General features: G+C 69.6%; 18 protein-coding genes. 10 read left to right on the plus strand and 8 right to left on the minus strand.

The genetic code is table 11. The features are described 5' to 3' along the window. The 3 genes from VAE46_RS06085 to dnaK all read left to right on the plus strand — a co-directional run. Positions 1-855 (plus strand): hypothetical protein (locus VAE46_RS06085; protein ID WP_322796029.1); only part of this gene is annotated, 855 nt, incomplete at its 5' end. Positions 856-889: 34 nt separating this feature from the next. After that, positions 890-1,498 (plus strand): nucleotide exchange factor GrpE, encoded by a 609-nt coding sequence (locus VAE46_RS06090; RefSeq protein WP_322796030.1) that lies wholly within the window; start codon positions 890-892, stop codon positions 1,496-1,498. Next, on the plus strand, positions 1,491-3,380 hold the full coding sequence (gene dnaK / locus VAE46_RS06095; RefSeq protein WP_322796031.1) for a molecular chaperone DnaK: 1,890 nt from the start codon (positions 1,491-1,493) through the stop codon (positions 3,378-3,380). The genes VAE46_RS06090 and dnaK overlap by 8 nt, the downstream gene beginning before the upstream one ends. 79 nt (positions 3,381-3,459) lie before the next feature. On the opposite strand, the gene VAE46_RS06100 is transcribed toward dnaK, so the two are convergent. Together VAE46_RS06100 and VAE46_RS06105 are read right to left on the minus strand one after the other, a co-directional pair. Next, positions 3,460-4,263 carry an inositol monophosphatase family protein gene (locus tag VAE46_RS06100; RefSeq protein ID WP_322796032.1) on the minus strand — a complete coding sequence of 268 codons (804 nt, stop codon included), beginning with the start codon at positions 4,261-4,263 and terminating at the stop codon, positions 3,460-3,462. Further along, positions 4,260-5,009 carry a glucose 1-dehydrogenase gene (locus VAE46_RS06105; RefSeq protein ID WP_322796033.1) on the minus strand — a complete coding sequence of 250 codons (750 nt, stop codon included), beginning with the start codon at positions 5,007-5,009 and terminating at the stop codon, positions 4,260-4,262. Before VAE46_RS06105 ends, VAE46_RS06100 begins: the two co-directional genes overlap by 4 nt. Positions 5,010-5,059: 50 nt before the next feature. Between VAE46_RS06105 and VAE46_RS06110 the strand changes: the two genes are divergently transcribed. After that, positions 5,060-5,716: a DNA-3-methyladenine glycosylase gene (locus tag VAE46_RS06110; protein WP_322796034.1), complete on the plus strand. Its 657-nt coding sequence runs from the start codon at positions 5,060-5,062 to the stop codon at positions 5,714-5,716. 9 nt (positions 5,717-5,725) lie between these two features. Here VAE46_RS06110 and VAE46_RS06115 read toward each other — a convergent pair whose 3' ends face one another. Further along, entirely contained in the window at positions 5,726-6,664 is a 939-nt protein-coding gene (locus tag VAE46_RS06115; protein ID WP_322796035.1) for an SPFH domain-containing protein, read from the minus strand. A 317-nt stretch (positions 6,665-6,981) separates the two neighbouring features. Here VAE46_RS06115 and VAE46_RS06120 point away from each other — a divergent pair, with 317 nt between their 5' ends. Further along, positions 6,982-7,872, plus strand: coding sequence for a CAP domain-containing protein (locus tag VAE46_RS06120; protein ID WP_322796036.1), 891 nt, complete (start codon positions 6,982-6,984; stop codon positions 7,870-7,872). 120 nt (positions 7,873-7,992) lie between these two features. Next, complete coding sequence (locus VAE46_RS06125; RefSeq protein ID WP_322796037.1) at positions 7,993-8,721, plus strand: DUF4352 domain-containing protein; 729 nt, start codon at positions 7,993-7,995, stop codon at positions 8,719-8,721. A gap of 94 nt (positions 8,722-8,815) precedes the next feature. Here VAE46_RS06125 and VAE46_RS06130 read toward each other — a convergent pair whose 3' ends face one another. Together VAE46_RS06130 and VAE46_RS06135 are read right to left on the minus strand one after the other, a co-directional pair. After that, positions 8,816-9,250 (minus strand): nitroreductase family deazaflavin-dependent oxidoreductase, encoded by a 435-nt coding sequence (locus VAE46_RS06130; RefSeq protein ID WP_322796038.1) that lies wholly within the window; start codon positions 9,248-9,250, stop codon positions 8,816-8,818. Positions 9,251-9,356: 106 nt separating this feature from the next. Next, positions 9,357-11,138, minus strand: coding sequence for an ABC transporter substrate-binding protein (locus VAE46_RS06135; protein ID WP_322796039.1), 1,782 nt, complete (start codon positions 11,136-11,138; stop codon positions 9,357-9,359). A gap of 225 nt (positions 11,139-11,363) precedes the next feature. On the opposite strand from VAE46_RS06135, the gene VAE46_RS06140 reads away from it, so the two are divergent. Both VAE46_RS06140 and thpR read left to right on the plus strand, forming a co-directional pair. Next, the gene (locus tag VAE46_RS06140) at positions 11,364-12,215 is read left to right on the plus strand and encodes an amidohydrolase family protein (protein ID WP_322796040.1); all 852 of its coding nucleotides are present in this window, start codon (positions 11,364-11,366) and stop codon (positions 12,213-12,215) included. Then, the gene (gene thpR / locus VAE46_RS06145; RefSeq protein WP_322796041.1) at positions 12,212-12,820 is read left to right on the plus strand and encodes an RNA 2',3'-cyclic phosphodiesterase; all 609 of its coding nucleotides are present in this window, start codon (positions 12,212-12,214) and stop codon (positions 12,818-12,820) included. Before VAE46_RS06140 ends, thpR begins: the two co-directional genes overlap by 4 nt. 9 nt (positions 12,821-12,829) lie before the next feature. Here thpR and VAE46_RS06150 read toward each other — a convergent pair whose 3' ends face one another. Next, complete coding sequence (locus VAE46_RS06150; RefSeq protein WP_322796042.1) at positions 12,830-13,453, minus strand: MBL fold metallo-hydrolase; 624 nt, start codon at positions 13,451-13,453, stop codon at positions 12,830-12,832. 60 nt (positions 13,454-13,513) lie between these two features. Then, positions 13,514-14,575 carry a beta-ketoacyl synthase N-terminal-like domain-containing protein gene (locus tag VAE46_RS06155; RefSeq protein WP_322796043.1) on the minus strand — a complete coding sequence of 354 codons (1,062 nt, stop codon included), beginning with the start codon at positions 14,573-14,575 and terminating at the stop codon, positions 13,514-13,516. Between the two features lie 407 nt (positions 14,576-14,982). Between VAE46_RS06155 and VAE46_RS06160 the strand changes: the two genes are divergently transcribed. Further along, entirely contained in the window at positions 14,983-15,426 is a 444-nt protein-coding gene (locus VAE46_RS06160) for a Fur family transcriptional regulator (RefSeq protein ID WP_322796044.1), read from the plus strand. A 48-nt stretch (positions 15,427-15,474) separates the two neighbouring features. Then, positions 15,475-16,650 (plus strand): thiolase family protein, encoded by a 1,176-nt coding sequence (locus VAE46_RS06165; RefSeq protein ID WP_322796045.1) that lies wholly within the window; start codon positions 15,475-15,477, stop codon positions 16,648-16,650. 49 nt (positions 16,651-16,699) lie between these two features. Here the strand turns inward: VAE46_RS06165 and VAE46_RS06170 are convergent, their stop codons facing one another. After that, on the minus strand, positions 16,700-17,308 hold the full coding sequence (locus VAE46_RS06170; RefSeq protein WP_322796046.1) for a helix-turn-helix domain-containing protein: 609 nt from the start codon (positions 17,306-17,308) through the stop codon (positions 16,700-16,702). Between the last annotated feature and the right edge of the window lie 125 nt (positions 17,309-17,433).

Below are 17,433 nucleotides of genomic sequence, written 5' to 3' on the forward strand. Positions count from 1 at the left end.
ACCTCCGCCGGCCGCATCCCCTCCCACCGCGGCTACCGCTACTACGTCTCCTCCCTCATGCCCGACCGCTCCCTCTCCCCGCAGGAGCAGTTCACCATCCTCCACCAGTTCCACCAGGCCGCACGCGACCTCGAAGCCTGGGTCTCCCTCTCCGCCTCCATCCTCGCCAACAACCTCCACAACATCGCCCTCGTCACCCAGCCCCGCGTCGCCGAGGTCCGCCTCAAGCAGCTCCAGCTCGTCGAACTCACCGAAACCCGCGCCCTGCTCGTCGTCGTCACCTCCGATGCCGCCGTCCACCAGCGCATCCTCGAATTCCCCATCAGCGCCAGCCAGGAGCAGCTCTCCCGCCTCGCCCTCCGCCTCAACGCCGAGCTCGGCGGCAAGACCGTCAACGAACTTCCCAGGACAACCCCCACAGAACCCCTCAGCGCCATCGAAGCCGCCGTCCTCGCCGCGCTCACCGAACTCCTCCTCCAGGAACAGGCCGCCCGCGTCGAAGAACCCATCGTCGAAGGCGTCCGCGAACTCCTCCGCCAGCCCGAATTCGATACCGCGGACCGCATGCTCGATGCCCTCGAAGCCGTCGACGAGCGCCGCCTGCGCGAGGCCATCCCCGCCCGCGCCGTCGAACAGGCCGCCGTCGCCATCGTCATCGGCGATGAAAACCGGCAGGGCCCCTACCAGGAAATGAGCTTCGTCCTCGCCCGCTACGGGCCCCCCGGCGGCGCCGCCGGCATCGTCGGCCTCCTTGGGCCCACGCGCATGCACTACAGCGACGCCGTCGCCCACGTCCGCTACATCTCCGACGTCCTCACCGAACTCATCCGCGAAACCTACGGAGGCGGCCAGTGACCGCCCCCGCATCCCTCCACCACAAGGAGCGACCATGACCCAGCACCAGAGCGACGAACGCACCGTCGACCCCCGCGCAGCCGCCGGGGACGGCGCCCCGCAGTCCGAATCGGCAGCCCCGGCGGGCAACGACCCGCCCGCCGACCCCCTCGCCGAGCTCCAGGCCGAGCGCGAAAAGGCCGAGACCTACCTCCGCAACTGGCAGCGCTCCGCCGCCGATTTCGCCAACTACAAGCGGCGCGTCGAGCAGGAGCGCAGCGAAGCCCAGAGGCTCGCCAACGCCGCGCTCGTCATCAACCTCCTCCCCGTGTTCGACGACCTCGAACGCGCCATCGCCTCCGTCGATTCGCACCTGGCCGGGCTCAACTGGGTCCAGGGCATCATCCAGATCCATCAGAAGTTCTGGCGGCTCCTCGAAGCCATGGGCCTGAGCGAAATCCCCGCCGAAGGCCTCCCCTTCGACCCCGCACAGCACGAAGCCGTTGCCCGCCAGGCCGGCCCTGAAGGACAGGTCCTCCACGTGGTCCAGAAAGGCTACAACCTCGGCGGCAAAGTCCTCCGCCCCGCCATGGTCATCGTCGGCGATGGCACCAGCACCGAACCTCAGACCAATCACACCAACCAGGAGCACACCAATGGGTAAAGTCCTCGGGATCGACCTCGGCACCACCAACAGCTGCATGGCCGTCATGGAAGGCGGCGAACCCGTCGTCATCCCCAACGCCGAAGGCGCACGCACCACGCCCTCCGTCGTCGCCATCACCAAGACCGGCGAACGGCTCGTCGGGCAGGTCGCCAAGCGCCAGGCCATCACCAACCCCGAAAACACCATCTTCAGCATCAAGCGCTTCATGGGCCGCAAATACGACGACCCGGAGGTCCAGCGCGACCTCAAGCTCGTCCCCTACAAAGTCCTCCCGGCCCCCAACGGCGACTGCGCGGTCAGGCTCGGCGAGCGCACCTACAGCCCGCCCGAGATCAGCGCCATGATCCTCCAGAAGCTCAAGGCCGACGCCGAAGCCTACCTCGGCGAACCCATCACCGAGGCCGTCATCACCGTCCCCGCCTATTTCAACGACGCCCAGCGCCAGGCCACCAAGGACGCCGGCAAGATCGCCGGGCTCGAAGTCCTGCGCATCATCAACGAACCCACCGCCGCCTCCCTCGCCTACGGCCTCGATAAGAAAAAGGACGAGCTCATCGCCGTCTACGACCTCGGCGGCGGCACCTTCGATATCTCCATCCTTGAAATCGGCGACGGCACCTTTCAGGTCCTCTCCACCAACGGCGACACCCACCTCGGCGGTGACGACTTCGACCAGCGCATCATCGACTGGCTGATTGATGAATTCAAAAAGCAGGAAGGCATCGACCTCCGCCAGGACCGCCAGGCCCTGCAGCGCCTCAAGGCCGAAGCCGAAAAGGCCAAGATCGAGCTCTCCTCCGCCCAGCAGACCGAGATCAACCTGCCCTTCATCACCGCCGACGCCAGCGGCCCCAAGCACCTGAACATCACCCTCACCCGGGCCAGGCTCGAGCAGCTCGTGCACGACCTGCTCCAGAGCACCCTCGAGCCCGTCCGCAAGGCCCTCGCCGATGCCGGCAAGAAGCCGTCCGATATCGACGAAGTCGTGCTCGTTGGCGGCCAGACCCGCATGCCGGCGGTCCAGAAGCTCGTCGCCGACTTCTTCGGCAAAGAGCCCCACAAGGGCGTCAACCCCGATGAGGTCGTCGCCATCGGTGCCGCCGTCCAGGCCGGCGTGCTCAAGGGCGAGGTCAAGGACGTCCTCCTGCTCGATGTCACCCCGCTCACCCTCGGCATCGAGACCCTCGGCGGCGTGATGACCCCCATCATCCCGCGCAACACCACCATCCCGACCTCCAAGTCGCAGGTCTTCTCCACCGCCGCCGATAACCAGCCCAGCGTCGAAATCCACGTCCTCCAGGGCGAACGCCCCATGGCCGCCGACAACAAGTCGCTCGGCCGCTTCATCCTCGATGGCATCCTCCCCGCGCCCCGCGGCGTCCCCCAGATCGAGGTGACCTTCGATATCGACGCCAACGGCATCGTCTCCGTCTCCGCCCGCGATAAGGGCACCGGGCGCGAGCAGAAGATCACCATCCAGCCCTCCTCCGGCCTCACCAAGGAGGAGATCGAGCGCATGCAGCGCGAGGCCGAACTCTACGCCGAGGAGGACCGCCGCAAGCGCGAGGCCATCGAAGTCAAGAACATGGCCGACTCCCTCGCCTACCAGGCCGAAAAGACCCTCCGCGACAACGCCGACAAGATCCCGGCCGACCTCAAGTCCCAGGTCGAAGACCGCATCAAGGACGTCCGCGAGGCGATGGAGTCCAACGACACCGCCCGCATGCGCTCCGCCGCCGACGCCCTCTCCGCTTCCCTCCAGAAGATCGGCGAAGCCGTCTACGGCGCGGCCGGCGCGGCCGGTGCCGGGGCGGCGGGCAGCTCCGCCAGCGGCCCGGCCGAAGAAGGCACCGTCGAAGGCGAATTCCGCGAGGTCTAAGCCTGCGGCCCAAGCCTCACCCGCGGGCGGGGCTCCCGATAACCGGGACCCCGCCCGTTTACCGTGTCCGGGGCGAACCTCAGCCCGCGCGGGTCGCCGCGTAGGCCTCCTCGACGGCCTCCCGCAGCGCGTCGAACACGGCCGGCGCCGCTGCCACCACGAAGCCATCCTCGAACGCGTACCCGCCGAACCCCGCCGTACGCGCGCCCGCTTCCCGCGCGATGAGGCCGCCCGCGGCGATGTCCCACGGGTTCAGGCGGTATTCGTAGTAGCCATCCAGCATCCCGCAGGCCACGTGCGCCAGGTCCAGCGCCGCCGATCCCATTCGGCGGATGTCCCGCACCCGTCCGATGAGGCGCGTCAGCATCGCCCCCTGCAACGCCCGCTGCGCCGCGTCGTAGCCGAACCCCGTGCCGATGAGCGCCGTCGCCAGCTCAGCCTTCCCGCTCGCCCGGATGGGGCGACCGTCCCTCCACGCCCCGCTCCCCAGCAGCGCGGTGAACGCCTCCCCGTGCGCCGCGTCGAACACCACCCCGGCAACCACCTGCCCATCCCGCTCAACGCCAATGGAGACCCCGTACGCAGGCACCCCGTAGATGAAATTCGTCGTCCCATCGAGCGGGTCCACCACCCAGCGCACCCCCGTGTGCCCCTCCCGCCGGGCGCCCTCCTCGCCCATCACCGCATCGTCCGGGCGCGCCGAGCCGATCCGCTCGACGATCAGCGCCTCGGCCGCGCGGTCCGCCTCGGTCACCATATCCGTCCGCGACGATTTCGTCCCAACCGCGAAGCCCTCCGCCGCGTACCGCTGCAGCAGGCCCCCGGCCTCCCGCGCGATCGCCTCCGCCAGGCCCAGCAGCTCACGCTCCAGGGCGTCGCTCATCGCAGCTGCCGCCCGCCATCGATGACCACCACGCTCCCGGTCACATACGAAGCGGCGTCGCTCGCCAGCCAGACCGCCGCCCCGGCTATGTCCCCGGGCTGGGCCAGCCGCCCCATGGGAATATCCGCCAGCAACCGCTCCCCGTGCCGGCTCGCGAACAGCTCATCCACCAGATCGGTCTCCACCCAGCCCGGGGCAATGGCGTTCACCCGCACGCCCCGGTCCGCCCACTCCAGCGCCATCACCTTCGTCAGCTGGTGCAGCCCGGCCTTCGTCGCCGCGTACACGCCCTGCCGCTCCAGCGGGACAATCCCCGCCACCGAACTGATGTTGATGATGCTCCCGCCCCGGCCGGCCGCGAACATCCGCCGGGCCATCGCCACGCTCACCAGGTACGCACCCCGCAGATTGACCCGCACCACCTCGTCGAACTCCTCCACGCTCACCAGCTCGGCCCGCTTGTAGTAGGGGCTCACCCCCGCGTTGTTCACCACGATATCCACCGGCCCGAGCGCCCAGGCGCGCTCCGCCAGCTCGTCCACCGAAGCGGGGTCGCCCACATCGCAGCCCAGCCCGATGCAGCGCGCCCCAAGGCTCGCGGCCGCCTCAGCCACCGCCGCCTCGTTCCGGGCCGCGATCACCACCCGCGCGCCGGCCTCGATGAACGCCCGCGCAATCGCCAGCCCGATCCCCCGCGACCCGCCCGTTACCGCCGCCGTCTTGCCATCCAGCGAAAACTGCTCCATACCCCGCATTCTCCATGCCCCCGGGCTCCCGATCATCCCACGCCCATCCCATGCCGCGACCCGCTATCCTCGACGCGGTGACCATCGACCCCGCCCGAGCCGCCGCCCACCTCCGCGCCGCCGACCCCATCCTGGCGCCCGTCGTCGATGCCCTCGGCCCCCTCGAACTGCGACCCGTCCGGGACTCGTCATTCGAAGCCCTCTGCCGCTCCATCGTCTACCAGCAGCTTTCGGGGCGCGCCGCCGGGACAATCTTCCAACGCTTCCGCGCCCTCTACGTCCCCGATGGAACGGGCTTCCCCGCCCCCGAACAGGTCCTCGCGACTCCGCCGGAGATGCTCCGCAGCGCCGGCCTCTCCCGCCAGAAAATCGCCTCGCTCCTCAGCCTCGCCGAACACTTCGCCACCGGCGAACTCGCCGAGCAATCGTTCGAGCACTGGCCCGACGAGGAGATCATCGCCCACCTCCAGCGCGTCCGGGGCATTGGCCGCTGGACCGCCGAGATGTTCCTCATCTTCCAGCTCCGCCGGCCCGACGTCCTCCCCGTCAACGACCTCGGCATCAACCGCGCCATCATGAAGCGCTACGGCCTCCCTGCCATGCCCGACCCCGCCACCGTGCGGTCCACCGGCCAGCCCTGGCACCCGCACGCCTCCGTCGCCTGCCTCTACCTCTGGCGCAGCGAAGACGTCCGGCTGCCCGGCTAAGCCCCGCGGCTAGGCGCCCGGGCCGTCCGTCCGGTCCACGTCGCTCACCGCCGTCGCGGCGTTCGCCGAGATCAGCGCATCGCGAATCTGCGAGTAGAAGTCCGTCATCCCCGCCGGTGAATACGGCACGAAGATCGTGTTCGCCCGCGAGGCGATGCCGATCTCCTTCACCGTGTCGTAGTGCTGCGTCATCAGCACCAGCTGCATGATCGCCTCCGGCGTCACCCCCGCGATGCTTTGCTGGAACTGGTCCACCGAATCCCGCAGCCCGTCAATGATCGCCCGCCGCTGATTGGCGATGCCCTGCCCCTGCAGCGCCTTGCTCTCGGCCTCGGCCTCGGCCGCCTTCACCTTCAGGATCTTGTCCGCCTCGCCGCGCTCCTGCGCTGCCTCGCGCAGACGCTTCGCCGCGTTGATTTCGTTCATCGCCTCCTTCACCTTCTTGTCCGGGTCGATGTCCGTCACCAGCGCCTGCACAATCTGGAAGCCGAACTCGTTCATCTCCCCTGAAAGTTCGTTCTTCACCGCCACCGCAATCTCGTCCTTCCGCTCGAACACGTCATCCAGCTCCATCTTCGGCACCCGCGCCCGGACCGTGTCGAACACGTACGCCGTGATCTGCACCGTCGGCCGGTCCAGCTTGTAGAACGCGTCGTAGACCCGCTCCGGGATCACCCGGTACTGCACCGCCACCACCGTGTGCACGAAGACGTTATCCAGCGTCTTCGTCTCCACGCTGACATCGAGCTGCTGCACCCGCAGGTTCACCCGCCCGGCCACCCGCTCGATGATCGGCACCTTCACGTTCAGGCCCGGCGAAGCCACCCGCCGGAACTTCCCGAAGCGCTCCACGATCGCCGCCGTCTGCTGCTCCACCGTGAACAGCGTTCCCAGCAGCAAAGCCGCCACGACCACCGCGACGACGCCCAGCACGATCAGTCCAGCCATCCCGCGCTCCTTTCACGGTCCGGGGGATTGCCCCTCGACGCCTCCGCAGTATAGAGGGCATCGCGGGCCCCGGTTTGCGGTCTTCCCCACCGCCGAATTTGCCGTCCGCTTACGAAGAATCGGGGAAATCCCGGTCGAACGCCGCCCATGCACCGGCTACGGTGAATCCGGTGGCGCCCCGGAGGTAGCACCCCGGCCCGTGACGGCCGCATCGCCCGGCAGCCCGTGCGCAGCTGCCGGCCCCGCCGAACGACCTGACACGCCCTTGCTGCTCCTCGCCGATGTACCACGCGAAACCCCATCGCGGAGGTTCGACCATGCACGCCGTTCCGCTTCGCCCCCTGCTGCTCGCCCGGGCTGGCGCTGTTGCCCTCCTCCTTGGCCTCGCCCTGGCCCCGCAGGCTGCCCCGCCCGCCCTCGCTGCCGGTCCCTGTGACGTCCCCGACCCGGTCGCTGCCCTCGACACCGAAGAGCAGGCCTTCCTCCGCCTGCTGAATGACTATCGAGCCTCGCTCGGCCTCCGCTCCGTCGCCCTGGACCCCGCGCTCACCCGCGGCGCCGCCTGGATGGCCATCGACCTCGCCGACCGCCAGGCCCTCGACCACACCGACTCCCTCGGCCGCTCCCCCTGGACCCGCCTCGCCGATTGCGGCGCCTCCCGCCCCGGCGGCGAAAACCTCGCTGCCGGCGGCCCGCTCGCGTCCGCGCCCGCGGTGCTCAACGCCTGGAAGGGCTCGCCCGCCCACGATGCCATCATGCGCGACCCCGACTTCACGACCGTTGGCGTCGCCCGCTACACCGCCGAGCGCAGCCGCTACGGCCTGTACTGGGTGCTCACCTTCGGGTACGGTCCCGCTCCCGCGGCGCAGCCGCCCGCGCCATCCCCATCGCCGACCCCGACGCCTGCGCCCCCGACCCCCACGCCGATCCCGCGGCCCGACACCCCTGCCGCGCCTGCCGCCGAATCCTTCGCCCTGCCCGCCGGCATCTCGACCTTCACCTGGCGGGGCGCTGCGGTGCCTGTCGCGGCTGTCTTCGGCCCGGCCGCCCCGTCCATCCGGGGTGTGTACGCCTACGATTCCGCCTCTGGCCGCTGGCTCCGCTGGAGCCCCGCGCTCCATCCCCGCCTCAACACCCTCGCGCAACTCCAGCCCGGCGCGCGCTACTGGATCATCGCCGCCAGCCCCATCACCGTCGATGTTCCCTGACGCATTGCCGCCAGGGCCCGGCCTTGGAACGTGAATCGTCGCGAAAGTGGCGCGCCATTCGGTCATGACCTGTCGCCCTCGCCATGCACGATACCTCCAGCCCACCCCCAGGAGTCGTGCATGGCAAAATCCCCCACCGAGCAGCTGCTCCAAGAACTCGAATCGCTCCGCGCCCGCGGCCTCGTCACCGATGAGGAGTACGCCGCCCGCCGCCAGGCCATCCTCTCCGGCCAGGTCGCTCCCCCGCCGGCAAAATCCGGCGGCGGCTTCTTCAAGAAGGTCGGCATCGGCTGCGGTGCGCTCATCGGCATCGTCATTGTCATCGCGATCATCGCTGCGGCCGCCGGCGGCGGCTCCGGCGATGACGACAGCGACACCGCGGCGTCATCCGGCGGTACGCCCGGCGCGGGCACCAACCGCGGCGACGTCCACGTCACCCTCGCACCCGGCGTTTCCGGCGAGATCGCCCCCGACGGCAGCCCCGAGCGAAAATCCCGCGTCACCATCGTCCAAATCCAGGACCCGGTGGTCTCCACCAACCCCTTCTCGCAGCCGAAGGCGGGCATGCGCTGGATCGGCATTGAGGTCATCCACGAGAACGTCGGCACGAAGGAGGTCTCCTCCCTCGACTGGAAGCTCCGCGACACCAACGACAACGAGCACGAGGAAGACGTCATCGGCCCCGTCGTCGACCTGCCCGACCTCGACCCCATCTACAGCGACCTCACCCCCGGCGGGAAGAAGCAGGGCTGGATCTACTTCCAGGTCCCCGAGGGCGCCGGCATCAAGTGGCTCCGCGCCGACCCGAACACCTTCCTCAAGAACGACCTCTACTTCGACGCGCCCTGACCGCCCCGCGACGGGCAACAGCCACCCGGGCGGGCCGGCAGCACCCCCACGCTGCCGGCCCCTCCGCGCGCTTCGGGCCCGGCGCCCGGGGCCCTTACGCCTCCAGGATGGCGAACACCGGGTGCTTCGCCGCCTCCGCCACCCACCGCTCCGGCGGGTCGCCCGGCCGCGCGTCGAAATACGGCCGCGTGATGGGCACGCGCTTCGCATACAGCTCGAGCACCGGCCCGGCCTCCTCCGCGCCGACCTCCCGTACCCGAACCGTCTCTCGGCGCCGCCCGCGGCGCAACTCGCATTCTCCGGCTGCCCGCAGGTTCTTCACCCACGCCGATTCCCCGTACGGCGAAACCAGCCAGCGCCGCCCGCCCTCGATCACCAGCGTGACCGGCGTCGCCAGCGGCCTCCCCGTGGCTCGCCCGCGCACCACGAGCAGGCGGGTGTTCCGCTCGCCCAGCCCCAGTTTCAGCCCCGCCCGCACCATCGCGTTCAGCAGCTTCCTCCCGCCGCTCAGCCGGTACGTCCGTGCCATCGTGCACCTCCGGTGACACTGGTCTCTGATATCGCGAGGCCCCCGCTCCGCTCCCTCGATAGCGGAACGGGGGCCCCAGCAGGGGGGTTCTCAATAAGGTCTGGTGTCAGGCCTTATCGAGCCAACGGAAGGGCAGCACCTCGGTCGCGCCGCCGTACGAACCGGGAACCGTCTGGATCTCCACGTTCTTCACCCACTCCCGGTACCCTGTCCAGGCCGTCCCCGCACCCTGGTTCTGCGGGATGTACCACATCTTCGCAGCGTTCTTGCGCTGGATTTCGTAGAACAGCTCCTTCCGCTTTTCGAAGTCCAGCTCGCGCTGCTGCTTCCGCGCCAGGTCCTCCAGCTCCGGGTCCTTGATGCGCGAATGGTTCAGCGGGTTGTCCGTGAAGAAGCGGATCGGGTAGCTGCCCGCCTCCGGGAACGGCGTCTCATACCCGAACGCGATCCCCGTGAAGTTCCCGGTGAACGTCTGGGTGATGTACTTCGACGAGTAGTCCTGCACGTCCGTCGTCGTCTTGATGCCGATCGCGTTCAGGTACTGGATGTTCGCCTCCGCCACCGTGTTGAACGCCGAGCCGTACCGGTTCGCGGTGTACTGGTAGACCGTCTCGAACCCGTTCGGGTAGCCCGCCGCCTCCAGCAGCTTCTTCGCCTCGGCCGGGTCGTACTTGAAGTACTTCGAGGTCTCGCCCTGCGCGGTCGAGAGCGGGTCCAGCCAGAACCGCACCAGCCCCGCGGGGATCAGGTTGTTCCACCGCTCTGAGACATCGAGCCCCGCTTCCTTCAGCTTCTTCACGTTGTAGGCCAGGTCGAGCAGCGCCGCCCGGTCCGTCGCCATGGAGATCGCCAGCCGCACCCGCGGGTCCTTGTTCCACGGTGAATCCGGCTTCGAATCCATGTAGAAGAACGACAGCAACTGGCTGACCTCGCCGTAGAGCTGCACCTTCGGCAGCGCGTTCTTCACGTTGATCAGGTCTTCCGCGTTCAGCCCCGCCGAGTCCGAGTTCCCCGCCTGGAACTGCGCCAGCCGGTTCGCGTATTCCGGGATGATCTGGAGCGAAACCCCGTCCGTCAGCGGGAAGCCCTCCACGTGCCACTCGGGGTTCTTCTTGAACTTGAACCCCACCGCCGGCGTGTACGACTCCAGGATCCACGGCCCCGACCCGATCATCGTCTTGGTCGAATCGAAGCCGCCCTCCGCCTCCTTCGGCATGATCCAGAACAGGTTGGCGTCCGCCAGCACGTCCAGGAACGCCGCGTTCGGCTCCTTCAGCTTGAACACCACGGTCGAGCTGTCCGGGTATTCCAGCCGGTCCACGAACGCCACCTGCGACCGGTTCGCCGAGGTCTCGGCGGTCATCCGCCCCCACGAGTACTTGATGTCGTCGGTGCCGACTGCCCGCCCGTTCACCGGCGCCACGTTGTGGAACTTCACATCCGGGCGCAGCTTGATCGTCCAGGTCAGGCCGTCAGGGCTCGCCTCCGCGCTCTGGGCCACGTCGCCCACCGGCCGCAGGTCGGCCGTCTTCACCCCCAGTCCGGCGTTGTACTTGAACAGGCGGCTGTAGACGTACGCCGCCACGCCCTTCGTCAGGAACGAGGCGTTCCCGTACGGGTCGATCGACGGCGGGTCGCCCGTTGCCTGCAGATTCTGAATGCCGCCCCGCTTCGCCGAGGCGTATGGGTCGCTCGGCGTCGGCGTGGCCTGCGGCGCAGCCGTCGCCGTGGCACCGGAAGGCGTCGGGCTCGCGCCCTCATCGTCATCGTCATCGCCGCAGCCGACCAGCGCCAGGCCGGCCGCGCCAACCCCAATCGCCGCGGTCCCACCGAGGAACCGCCGCCGTGACCGCCGCTCCCTCCAGAACCGTTCCCAGTACTCCGACAATGCAAACCCCCTTGCAACGCGTCTGTTTAGCCATATACGTCGTTGATGCGTCGTATAGGCCATGCGCAAGATGGCGGTATCCTGCCGTCCGCCTGCCGCCGTGTCAATCGTTGATTCACCACAGGCGAATCCTTCGCTCTCGCCTCTGAGACGCCTCCGGTCCCGGCAGCCGCCGCCTTCGGCCCGCGCACCTGTCCGACGCTGCCACCCTGCTACCATGCCCACGTGGACAACCGCGTCGATGCCCACACCCACCTCTTCGCACCCGCCCAAATCGCTGCCCGCGTAGCCCTCAGCGAACGCGACCCCACCTTCGCCGAACTCTACGCCGACCCCCGCGCAAAGCTCGCCGATGCCCCCGCCCTGCGCACCGCTCTCGACCGCGCCGGCATCGGCCGCGCCGTTGCCGCCGGCTTCGCCTTCGCCAGCCCCCGCGACCTCGCCGAGCAGGCCGAGTACCTCCTCGCCGTCGCCGCCGAATCGAACGGCGCTATCGCTGCCCTCCCCTGCCTCAACCTCGCCGACCCCGGCTGGGAGCGCGATGCCCGGCGCTGGCTCGCCCGGGGCGCCCGCGGCTTCGGCGAGCTTCGACCGGGCAACCAGGGCTGGGACCCGCTGGGCCCCGAGGCCATCCGCCTCGCCCACCTCGCCGCCGAATCAGGCGCCGTCCTCCTCTGGCACGTCAGCGAACCCCTCGGCCACGCCTACCCCGGCAAGCGCGGCGGCATCGGCCCCATCGAACTCGCCGAACTCGCCGCCCGCGCGCCCTCCGCCCGCATGGTCGCCGCCCACCTCGGCGGGGGCCTCTCCTTCTACCTCCAAATGCCCGAGGTGCGCCGCGCCATCGAAAATATCTATTTCGATACCGCCGCGGCATTCCTGCTGTATGATGAATGGAGCGTCGCGCGCCTCGTCGACCTCGCCGGACCCGGGCGCGTGCTCTTCGGCTCCGATTTCCCACTGCTCGCACCGCGGCGCCAGCTCGAACGCATCCTGGCCGGGCTCCCGCCAGCTACCGCCCCCGGTGTGTGCGGCGGGAACGCTGCGACTCTCTACTTTGGATTGCCATCCGAATGACTGACCCATCACAGGAAAGCGTCAGGCTCTTCGTTGCCTGCGAAATCCCCGACGACGTGAAAGACGCCATCCGCGGCGTCATCGAAGACCTCCGCGCCCGCTCCGGCACCGCCGTGCGCTGGGTGCGGCCCGAAGGCGTCCATATCACCCTCAAGTTCCTCGGCGAAGTCCCCGCCCGCAAACTCCCTCACGTCAAGCTCGCCATCCAGGAGGCCGTCGTCGGTCACTCCCCCTTCGAGCTCGAGTTCTCCACCATCGGAACCTTCGGCGGCCGCGAAGGTCTCCGCCTCATGTGGGTCGGCGTCGCCGGCGATGTCCTCCGCCTCGAAGCCCTCGTCCGTTCAGTGAATGCCGCCCTCGGCGTCGTCGGCTTCGAACCCGAGCGCCGGCCCTTCCGCCCCCACCTCACCCTCGGCCGCGTCCGCGACGATGTCTCGACCCGCCAGCGCGCCGAGATCGAGGTCGCCGTGGGCAAGGTCGAAGTGCCGCAGGTCAGCTGGCGAACCTCCCACGTCTCGCTCATGCGCAGCCGCCTCGGCCCCGGCGGCGCAACCTACGAACTGCTCGCCAGCTTCCCCCTGCGCGTCGTCCAGCAGCCGGTCTGAGCCGGGGGTTCAGCCGGCCAGTCTCGGCTCCAGCAGGACCACCGTCAGGTCGGCCGGCAGTGCGCTCCGGGTTACCTGGTAGCGCTGCAGCGGCTCCGCCTTCGTGCCCGTCTCCTTCAGGAATTTCTCGAGCGTGTCGAGCTCGAGCGTCTCCGGCCCCGCCCGGTAGTGCATCGGAATCGCCACACGCGGCTCGATTCGCGTCATCACATCCGCCGCCGTGACCGCAGAGAGCGAACCATCCCCCCCGACCGGCAGCAGCAGGATGTCCACGTCCTTGAACTCCCCCACGTTCCCGCTCGTTGGCAGCCCTAGGTGCCCCACCCGGATGCCGTCGACCTCCACCACGAACGACACGTTCCGCGTCCCATCGCCCCGTCGCGTCGCCGTCCCGGTCACCAGCACCCCGCCGATTTCGTACTCGCCCGGTGCGTCCAGCACCTTGAACTCCCCGTTTACCGCCTCAACGTAGCTGTAGCGCGGGTCATCCCGCCGCGAAAGCGTCACAATGTCCGCCGATTGCTTGCCCAGCGCAAAGCCCGAATCCGGCGGGCACGGGTCCGTCAGCACCGTCCCATCGCGGCCCCGCAGCCGAAAGCACGTCCGCCCCAGGTAGACAATCTCCAGCGCCATACCACCATCCTACCGTCCATCGAACGCAGGCGAAAGAAACCGCGCAACGCCCTGAACAATTTACTCCCGCGTCAGCAGAAGCCCGGCCGCAATGCCCCCCGTGCCCAGCGAGGTCACCATCGCGCAATCGACCTTCGCCGATTTCGCAGCGCGAACGAACGCCAGCTCCAGCCCCTCGATCGGCTCCGAGAGCCCCCCTATCGGCCACACCTCGCTGCGTTCCATCGCCTCCAGCGCCAGGACCACCGCCGCCGGCCCGCTTGCCGCCAGCAGCTGCCCGAGCGAGCCTGCCGCGGCCGTCACGTCGGCATAGTAGGCATGCCGCCCGAAGGTGCGCAGCGCCCCGAACCCATCGGCCACGTCCATCGCCGGGCGCCCATCCGCGCACGAAACGTGCAGGTCGACCTGGTTCTGGAGGTAGCCCCCGTCCCCCAGGATCGCCTGCATCGCCCGCCCGGCCTCGGTGGCCCCCGGCAGCGCGGTCGGCTCGGTCGTCGGGTCGAAAATCTCCGCCGCCCCTGCGATTCGCGCCCGAATGCGCGCGCCGCGTGAACGTGCGTGCTCCTCCGATTCCACGATGACGTACGCTGCGCCCTCGGCCGGGACCATCCCCGCATGCTGCCGGTCGAAGGGGAGTGCGCGCTCGCCCAACTGCCCGGAAAGGTGCTCCAGAAGCGGCCGCTGCAGCGCCTGCGCCGCCCCGGCAATGACCACGTCCGCATCGCCGCGCGCCACCAGCCGGGCCGCGGCCACGAGCGCGGCCATCCCGCTCGCCTCGCACCCCCCGACCGCCACGACCGGGCCGCGCACCCCGAAGGTCCGCGCGATCAGGTACCCATACGGCACGAACAGCGCCGGTTGCCCCGGCGCCCGGTAGGCGAGCCCATCCGCGACCGCGAAGCGCCGCGCATCCCCCGCGCCCGGGCCCAGCCCCGCCGATTCGAGGGCGCGGAACGCCGCATCCAGAGCCAGCACCGAACCGCGGTCGAGAAAGTGCACCACATTGCGCGGGATGCCCTCGTGCGGCCGGTACTCCTCCGGCAGCCCGATCGCCGCGAACGCCGTGCCGCCCTCGTCCGGCGAAAACGTCCCCCGGGCGGGCTCGCCGCGCCGCGCCGCCACCCACGGGTCGCCCCCGCGGGCGGCCGCCGCTACCAGCCCGCCGCCGGTGATGACCGGCCGAATCCTCTCGCCCGCCAGTTAGTCCAGCTCCTCGTCGAGGAACTCGTCATCCTCCTGCCGGCGCTTCCAGAACATCACCGCGCCGACCACGGCGCCCAGCAGCGCAAAAATGCCGAGCAACTTCTTCATCAGAGGGAACCTCCCGTGTGCCGCCGTTTGCTGCACGCCGCAGCCGGTTGGCCAACCAAGAGTATACGCAGCCCCCTGACCAGTGAACCACGCGCCCTGCCGCTCCCACGCGGCTCCCGGTGTCCCGCCCGAGAACGATTCCAGTTGTGGAATGCACATCGAACCGTCCCGCGCCACGGCTTGAAGCCGCTCCCGACCTCCCCCAAACTGAATACACGATGAGCTCCGCGCGCCCCGCCAGCGAACTCCTCGCCATGCTCGCCGAGCACGGCCTTGCCGCCACCAGCCAGCGGCTCGCGCTCCTCGCTGCCGTCCTCGATGCCCACGGCCGGCACCCGTCCGCCGAGGACCTCTACCGCGAACTCTCCGCCCGGTTCCCCACCCTGAGCCGCGCTACCGTCTACAACAACCTCGCCGTCCTCGGCAACGCCGGGCTCATCGAAAAGCTTGAAACTCCCGAGGGCTCCCGCTTCGGACCCGTCGCAGCGCCGCACGTGAACCTCGTCTGCAACGCCTGCGGCGCCATCGCCGACGTCCTCGTCGGCGACCCCGACCTTGAGGCCCTCATCCGCCGCGCCACCAGCGCCGGCAGCTTCACGCCGCGCTCCGTCTCCCTCAGCGTCAACGGCCTCTGCGCCGCCTGCAGCCAGGCCCAGGCCTGACCCCTCCGCCTGTACGCCCGCCTGCCGCCGCGCTACCCTGAACCAGCCATGTCCGCCGCCCTTATCTTCGATGCCACCCGCACCCCGTGGGGGAAATTCGGCGGCGCCCTCAAAGAACACTCCGCCAGCGACCTCGCTGCCATCTGCATCCGCGCCCTCATCGAACGAAACCGCCTCGAACCCGGCGCCATCGACAACGTCATCCTCGGGCAGGTGCTCCAGGCTGGAGCCGGCCAGCTGCCGTCCCGCCAGGCCCTGATCGCCGCCGGGCTCCCGGCCACCACCCCCAGCACCCTCGTGAACAAGGTGTGCGGCAGCGGCATGCGAGCCGTCACCCTCGCCGCATCGCTCATCCGCCTCGGCGAAGCCGACCTCGTCATCGCCGGCGGCATGGAATCCATGTCCAACGTCCCCTACTACGACACCCACACCCGCTGGGGCGCCCGCATGGGTAACAAGGCCCTCATCGACGGCATGGTCTACGACGGCCTCTGGTGCGCCTTCGATAACGTCCACATGGCCAACCAGGCCGATGACATGGCCGCCCGCCGCGAAGTGTCCCGCGAGGAGATGGACGAGTGGTCCGTCCTCAGCCAGCAGCGCTGGGGCCGCGCCCAGGAAGCCGGCTGCTTCGCCCGCGAAATCACCCCCGTGCCCAACAAGCGCGACCCCAACCACGTCGCCCTCGCCCGCGACGAAAGCCCCCGCCCCAACTCCACCGTCGAGCGCCTCGCCCGCATCCCCACCGTCTGGGGCACCCGCGCCATCACCGCCGGCAACGCCCCCGGCATCAACGATGGCGCCGCCGTCCTGCTCATCGGGAGCGAAGCGGCCGCCCGCCGCTACAACCTCGAGCCCATCGCCCGCATCGCCGGCTGGGCCGAATCCGCCGGGCTCCCCGCCGAGTTCCCCGTCGCCTCAGCCCGCGCCCTCGAGAGGCTCACCGCCCGCCACGGCCTCGCCATCGACGACCTCGACATCATCGAAGTCAACGAGGCCTTCGCCTGCGTCCCCCTCATCTGCGGCCGCGAACTGCACTGGGACCCTGCCCGCGTCAACCGCTGGGGCGGCTCCGTCGCCATGGGTCACCCCATCGGCGCCAGCGGCGCCCGCCTGGTGCTCACCAGCGCCTACCAGCTCCAGGAAGCCAACGCCCGCTACGCCGCCGCCGCCATCTGCTCCGGCACCGGCCAGGGTGATGCCATCCTCCTCGAACGCCCCTGAACAACGCTCGAACGCGCTGTGCTGAAACCGTCTCGCGCGCTACCCCGCGTCAGCGAGCGCCCGGCTCGCCCATCGCCCCCGCCATCAGCCCCTGTAGCGCCTTCAGCTGCGCCATCGGCGCGGCCTCCTCGCCCAGCAGGAGGTGCATCAGCCGCGCGCCCCAGTAGAACGAATGCAGCGCCTGCGCCAGCGCATGCACGTCATAGCCTTCCAGGCGCTCACCGAACGACCGCCGCAGCAACGTCCCGATCCCCTCGATGAGCTGCCCGTACTCCTCCCGGAACTCCTTCAGAGCCGTGGCGTCGCCCTCCCGCACGGCCGTCAGCACCTGCTCGAGCCAGAGCCGCGTGTCCATTGCGGCCTCCGGGCGCTCCAGCGCGGCAAACGTCGCCTCGCTGAGCTCCGTGAAGCCCATCTCCACCAGCTCCGGGTGAAGCCACGCCTTATTCACGGCCTCCGCCGAGGCGTCGAGACAGCCCCGGGCGAGGTCCTCCTTGCTGGCGAAGTACCGGTAAATCGCCCCGGCCGATAGCCCGGCCTCGCGCGCAATCTCCGCCATCGTCGCGCCGGCAACACCCTTCTCCGAAAACACCCGCGACGCAGCATCCAGGATGCTCCGCCGGCGCGCCTCCAGGTGCGCCTCCGTCACCTTCGCCATCGGCCGTTCGCCTCCGTCAGTGGACCTTCGCCAGGTTCGGCAGCACCTGCAGTGTAGCGCGCGCCTTCTTCAGCGCACGCTCCAGCCGCTCCACCTTCAGGATCTGCTCCCAGGTCATCCGCTGG

Source organism: Tepidiforma sp. (assembly GCF_034433535.1).
GTDB lineage: Bacteria > Chloroflexota > Dehalococcoidia > Tepidiformales > Tepidiformaceae > Tepidiforma.

What these genes read in the sequence shown, in the direction of transcription:
- VAE46_RS06090 (WP_322796030.1), top strand. Translation starts at nt 890, where the DNA reads ATGACCCAGCACCAGAGCGACGAACGCACCGTCGACCCCCGCGCAGCC.
- VAE46_RS06125 (WP_322796037.1), top strand. Translation starts at nt 7,993, where the DNA reads ATGGCAAAATCCCCCACCGAGCAGCTGCTCCAAGAACTCGAATCGCTC.
- VAE46_RS06150 (WP_322796042.1), bottom strand. Translation starts at nt 13,453, where the DNA reads ATGGCGCTGGAGATTGTCTACCTGGGGCGGACGTGCTTTCGGCTGCGG.
- VAE46_RS06170 (WP_322796046.1), bottom strand. Translation starts at nt 17,308, where the DNA reads ATGGCGAAGGTGACGGAGGCGCACCTGGAGGCGCGCCGGCGGAGCATC.
- dnaK (WP_322796031.1), top strand. Translation starts at nt 1,491, where the DNA reads ATGGGTAAAGTCCTCGGGATCGACCTCGGCACCACCAACAGCTGCATG.
- VAE46_RS06160 (WP_322796044.1), top strand. Translation starts at nt 14,983, where the DNA reads ATGAGCTCCGCGCGCCCCGCCAGCGAACTCCTCGCCATGCTCGCCGAG.
- thpR (WP_322796041.1), top strand. Translation starts at nt 12,212, where the DNA reads ATGACTGACCCATCACAGGAAAGCGTCAGGCTCTTCGTTGCCTGCGAA.
- VAE46_RS06100 (WP_322796032.1), bottom strand. Translation starts at nt 4,263, where the DNA reads ATGAGCGACGCCCTGGAGCGTGAGCTGCTGGGCCTGGCGGAGGCGATC.
- VAE46_RS06105 (WP_322796033.1), bottom strand. Translation starts at nt 5,009, where the DNA reads ATGGAGCAGTTTTCGCTGGATGGCAAGACGGCGGCGGTAACGGGCGGG.
- VAE46_RS06165 (WP_322796045.1), top strand. Translation starts at nt 15,475, where the DNA reads ATGTCCGCCGCCCTTATCTTCGATGCCACCCGCACCCCGTGGGGGAAA.
- VAE46_RS06120 (WP_322796036.1), top strand. Translation starts at nt 6,982, where the DNA reads ATGCACGCCGTTCCGCTTCGCCCCCTGCTGCTCGCCCGGGCTGGCGCT.
- VAE46_RS06115 (WP_322796035.1), bottom strand. Translation starts at nt 6,664, where the DNA reads ATGGCTGGACTGATCGTGCTGGGCGTCGTCGCGGTGGTCGTGGCGGCT.
- VAE46_RS06130 (WP_322796038.1), bottom strand. Translation starts at nt 9,250, where the DNA reads ATGGCACGGACGTACCGGCTGAGCGGCGGGAGGAAGCTGCTGAACGCG.
- VAE46_RS06110 (WP_322796034.1), top strand. Translation starts at nt 5,060, where the DNA reads ATGCCGCGACCCGCTATCCTCGACGCGGTGACCATCGACCCCGCCCGA.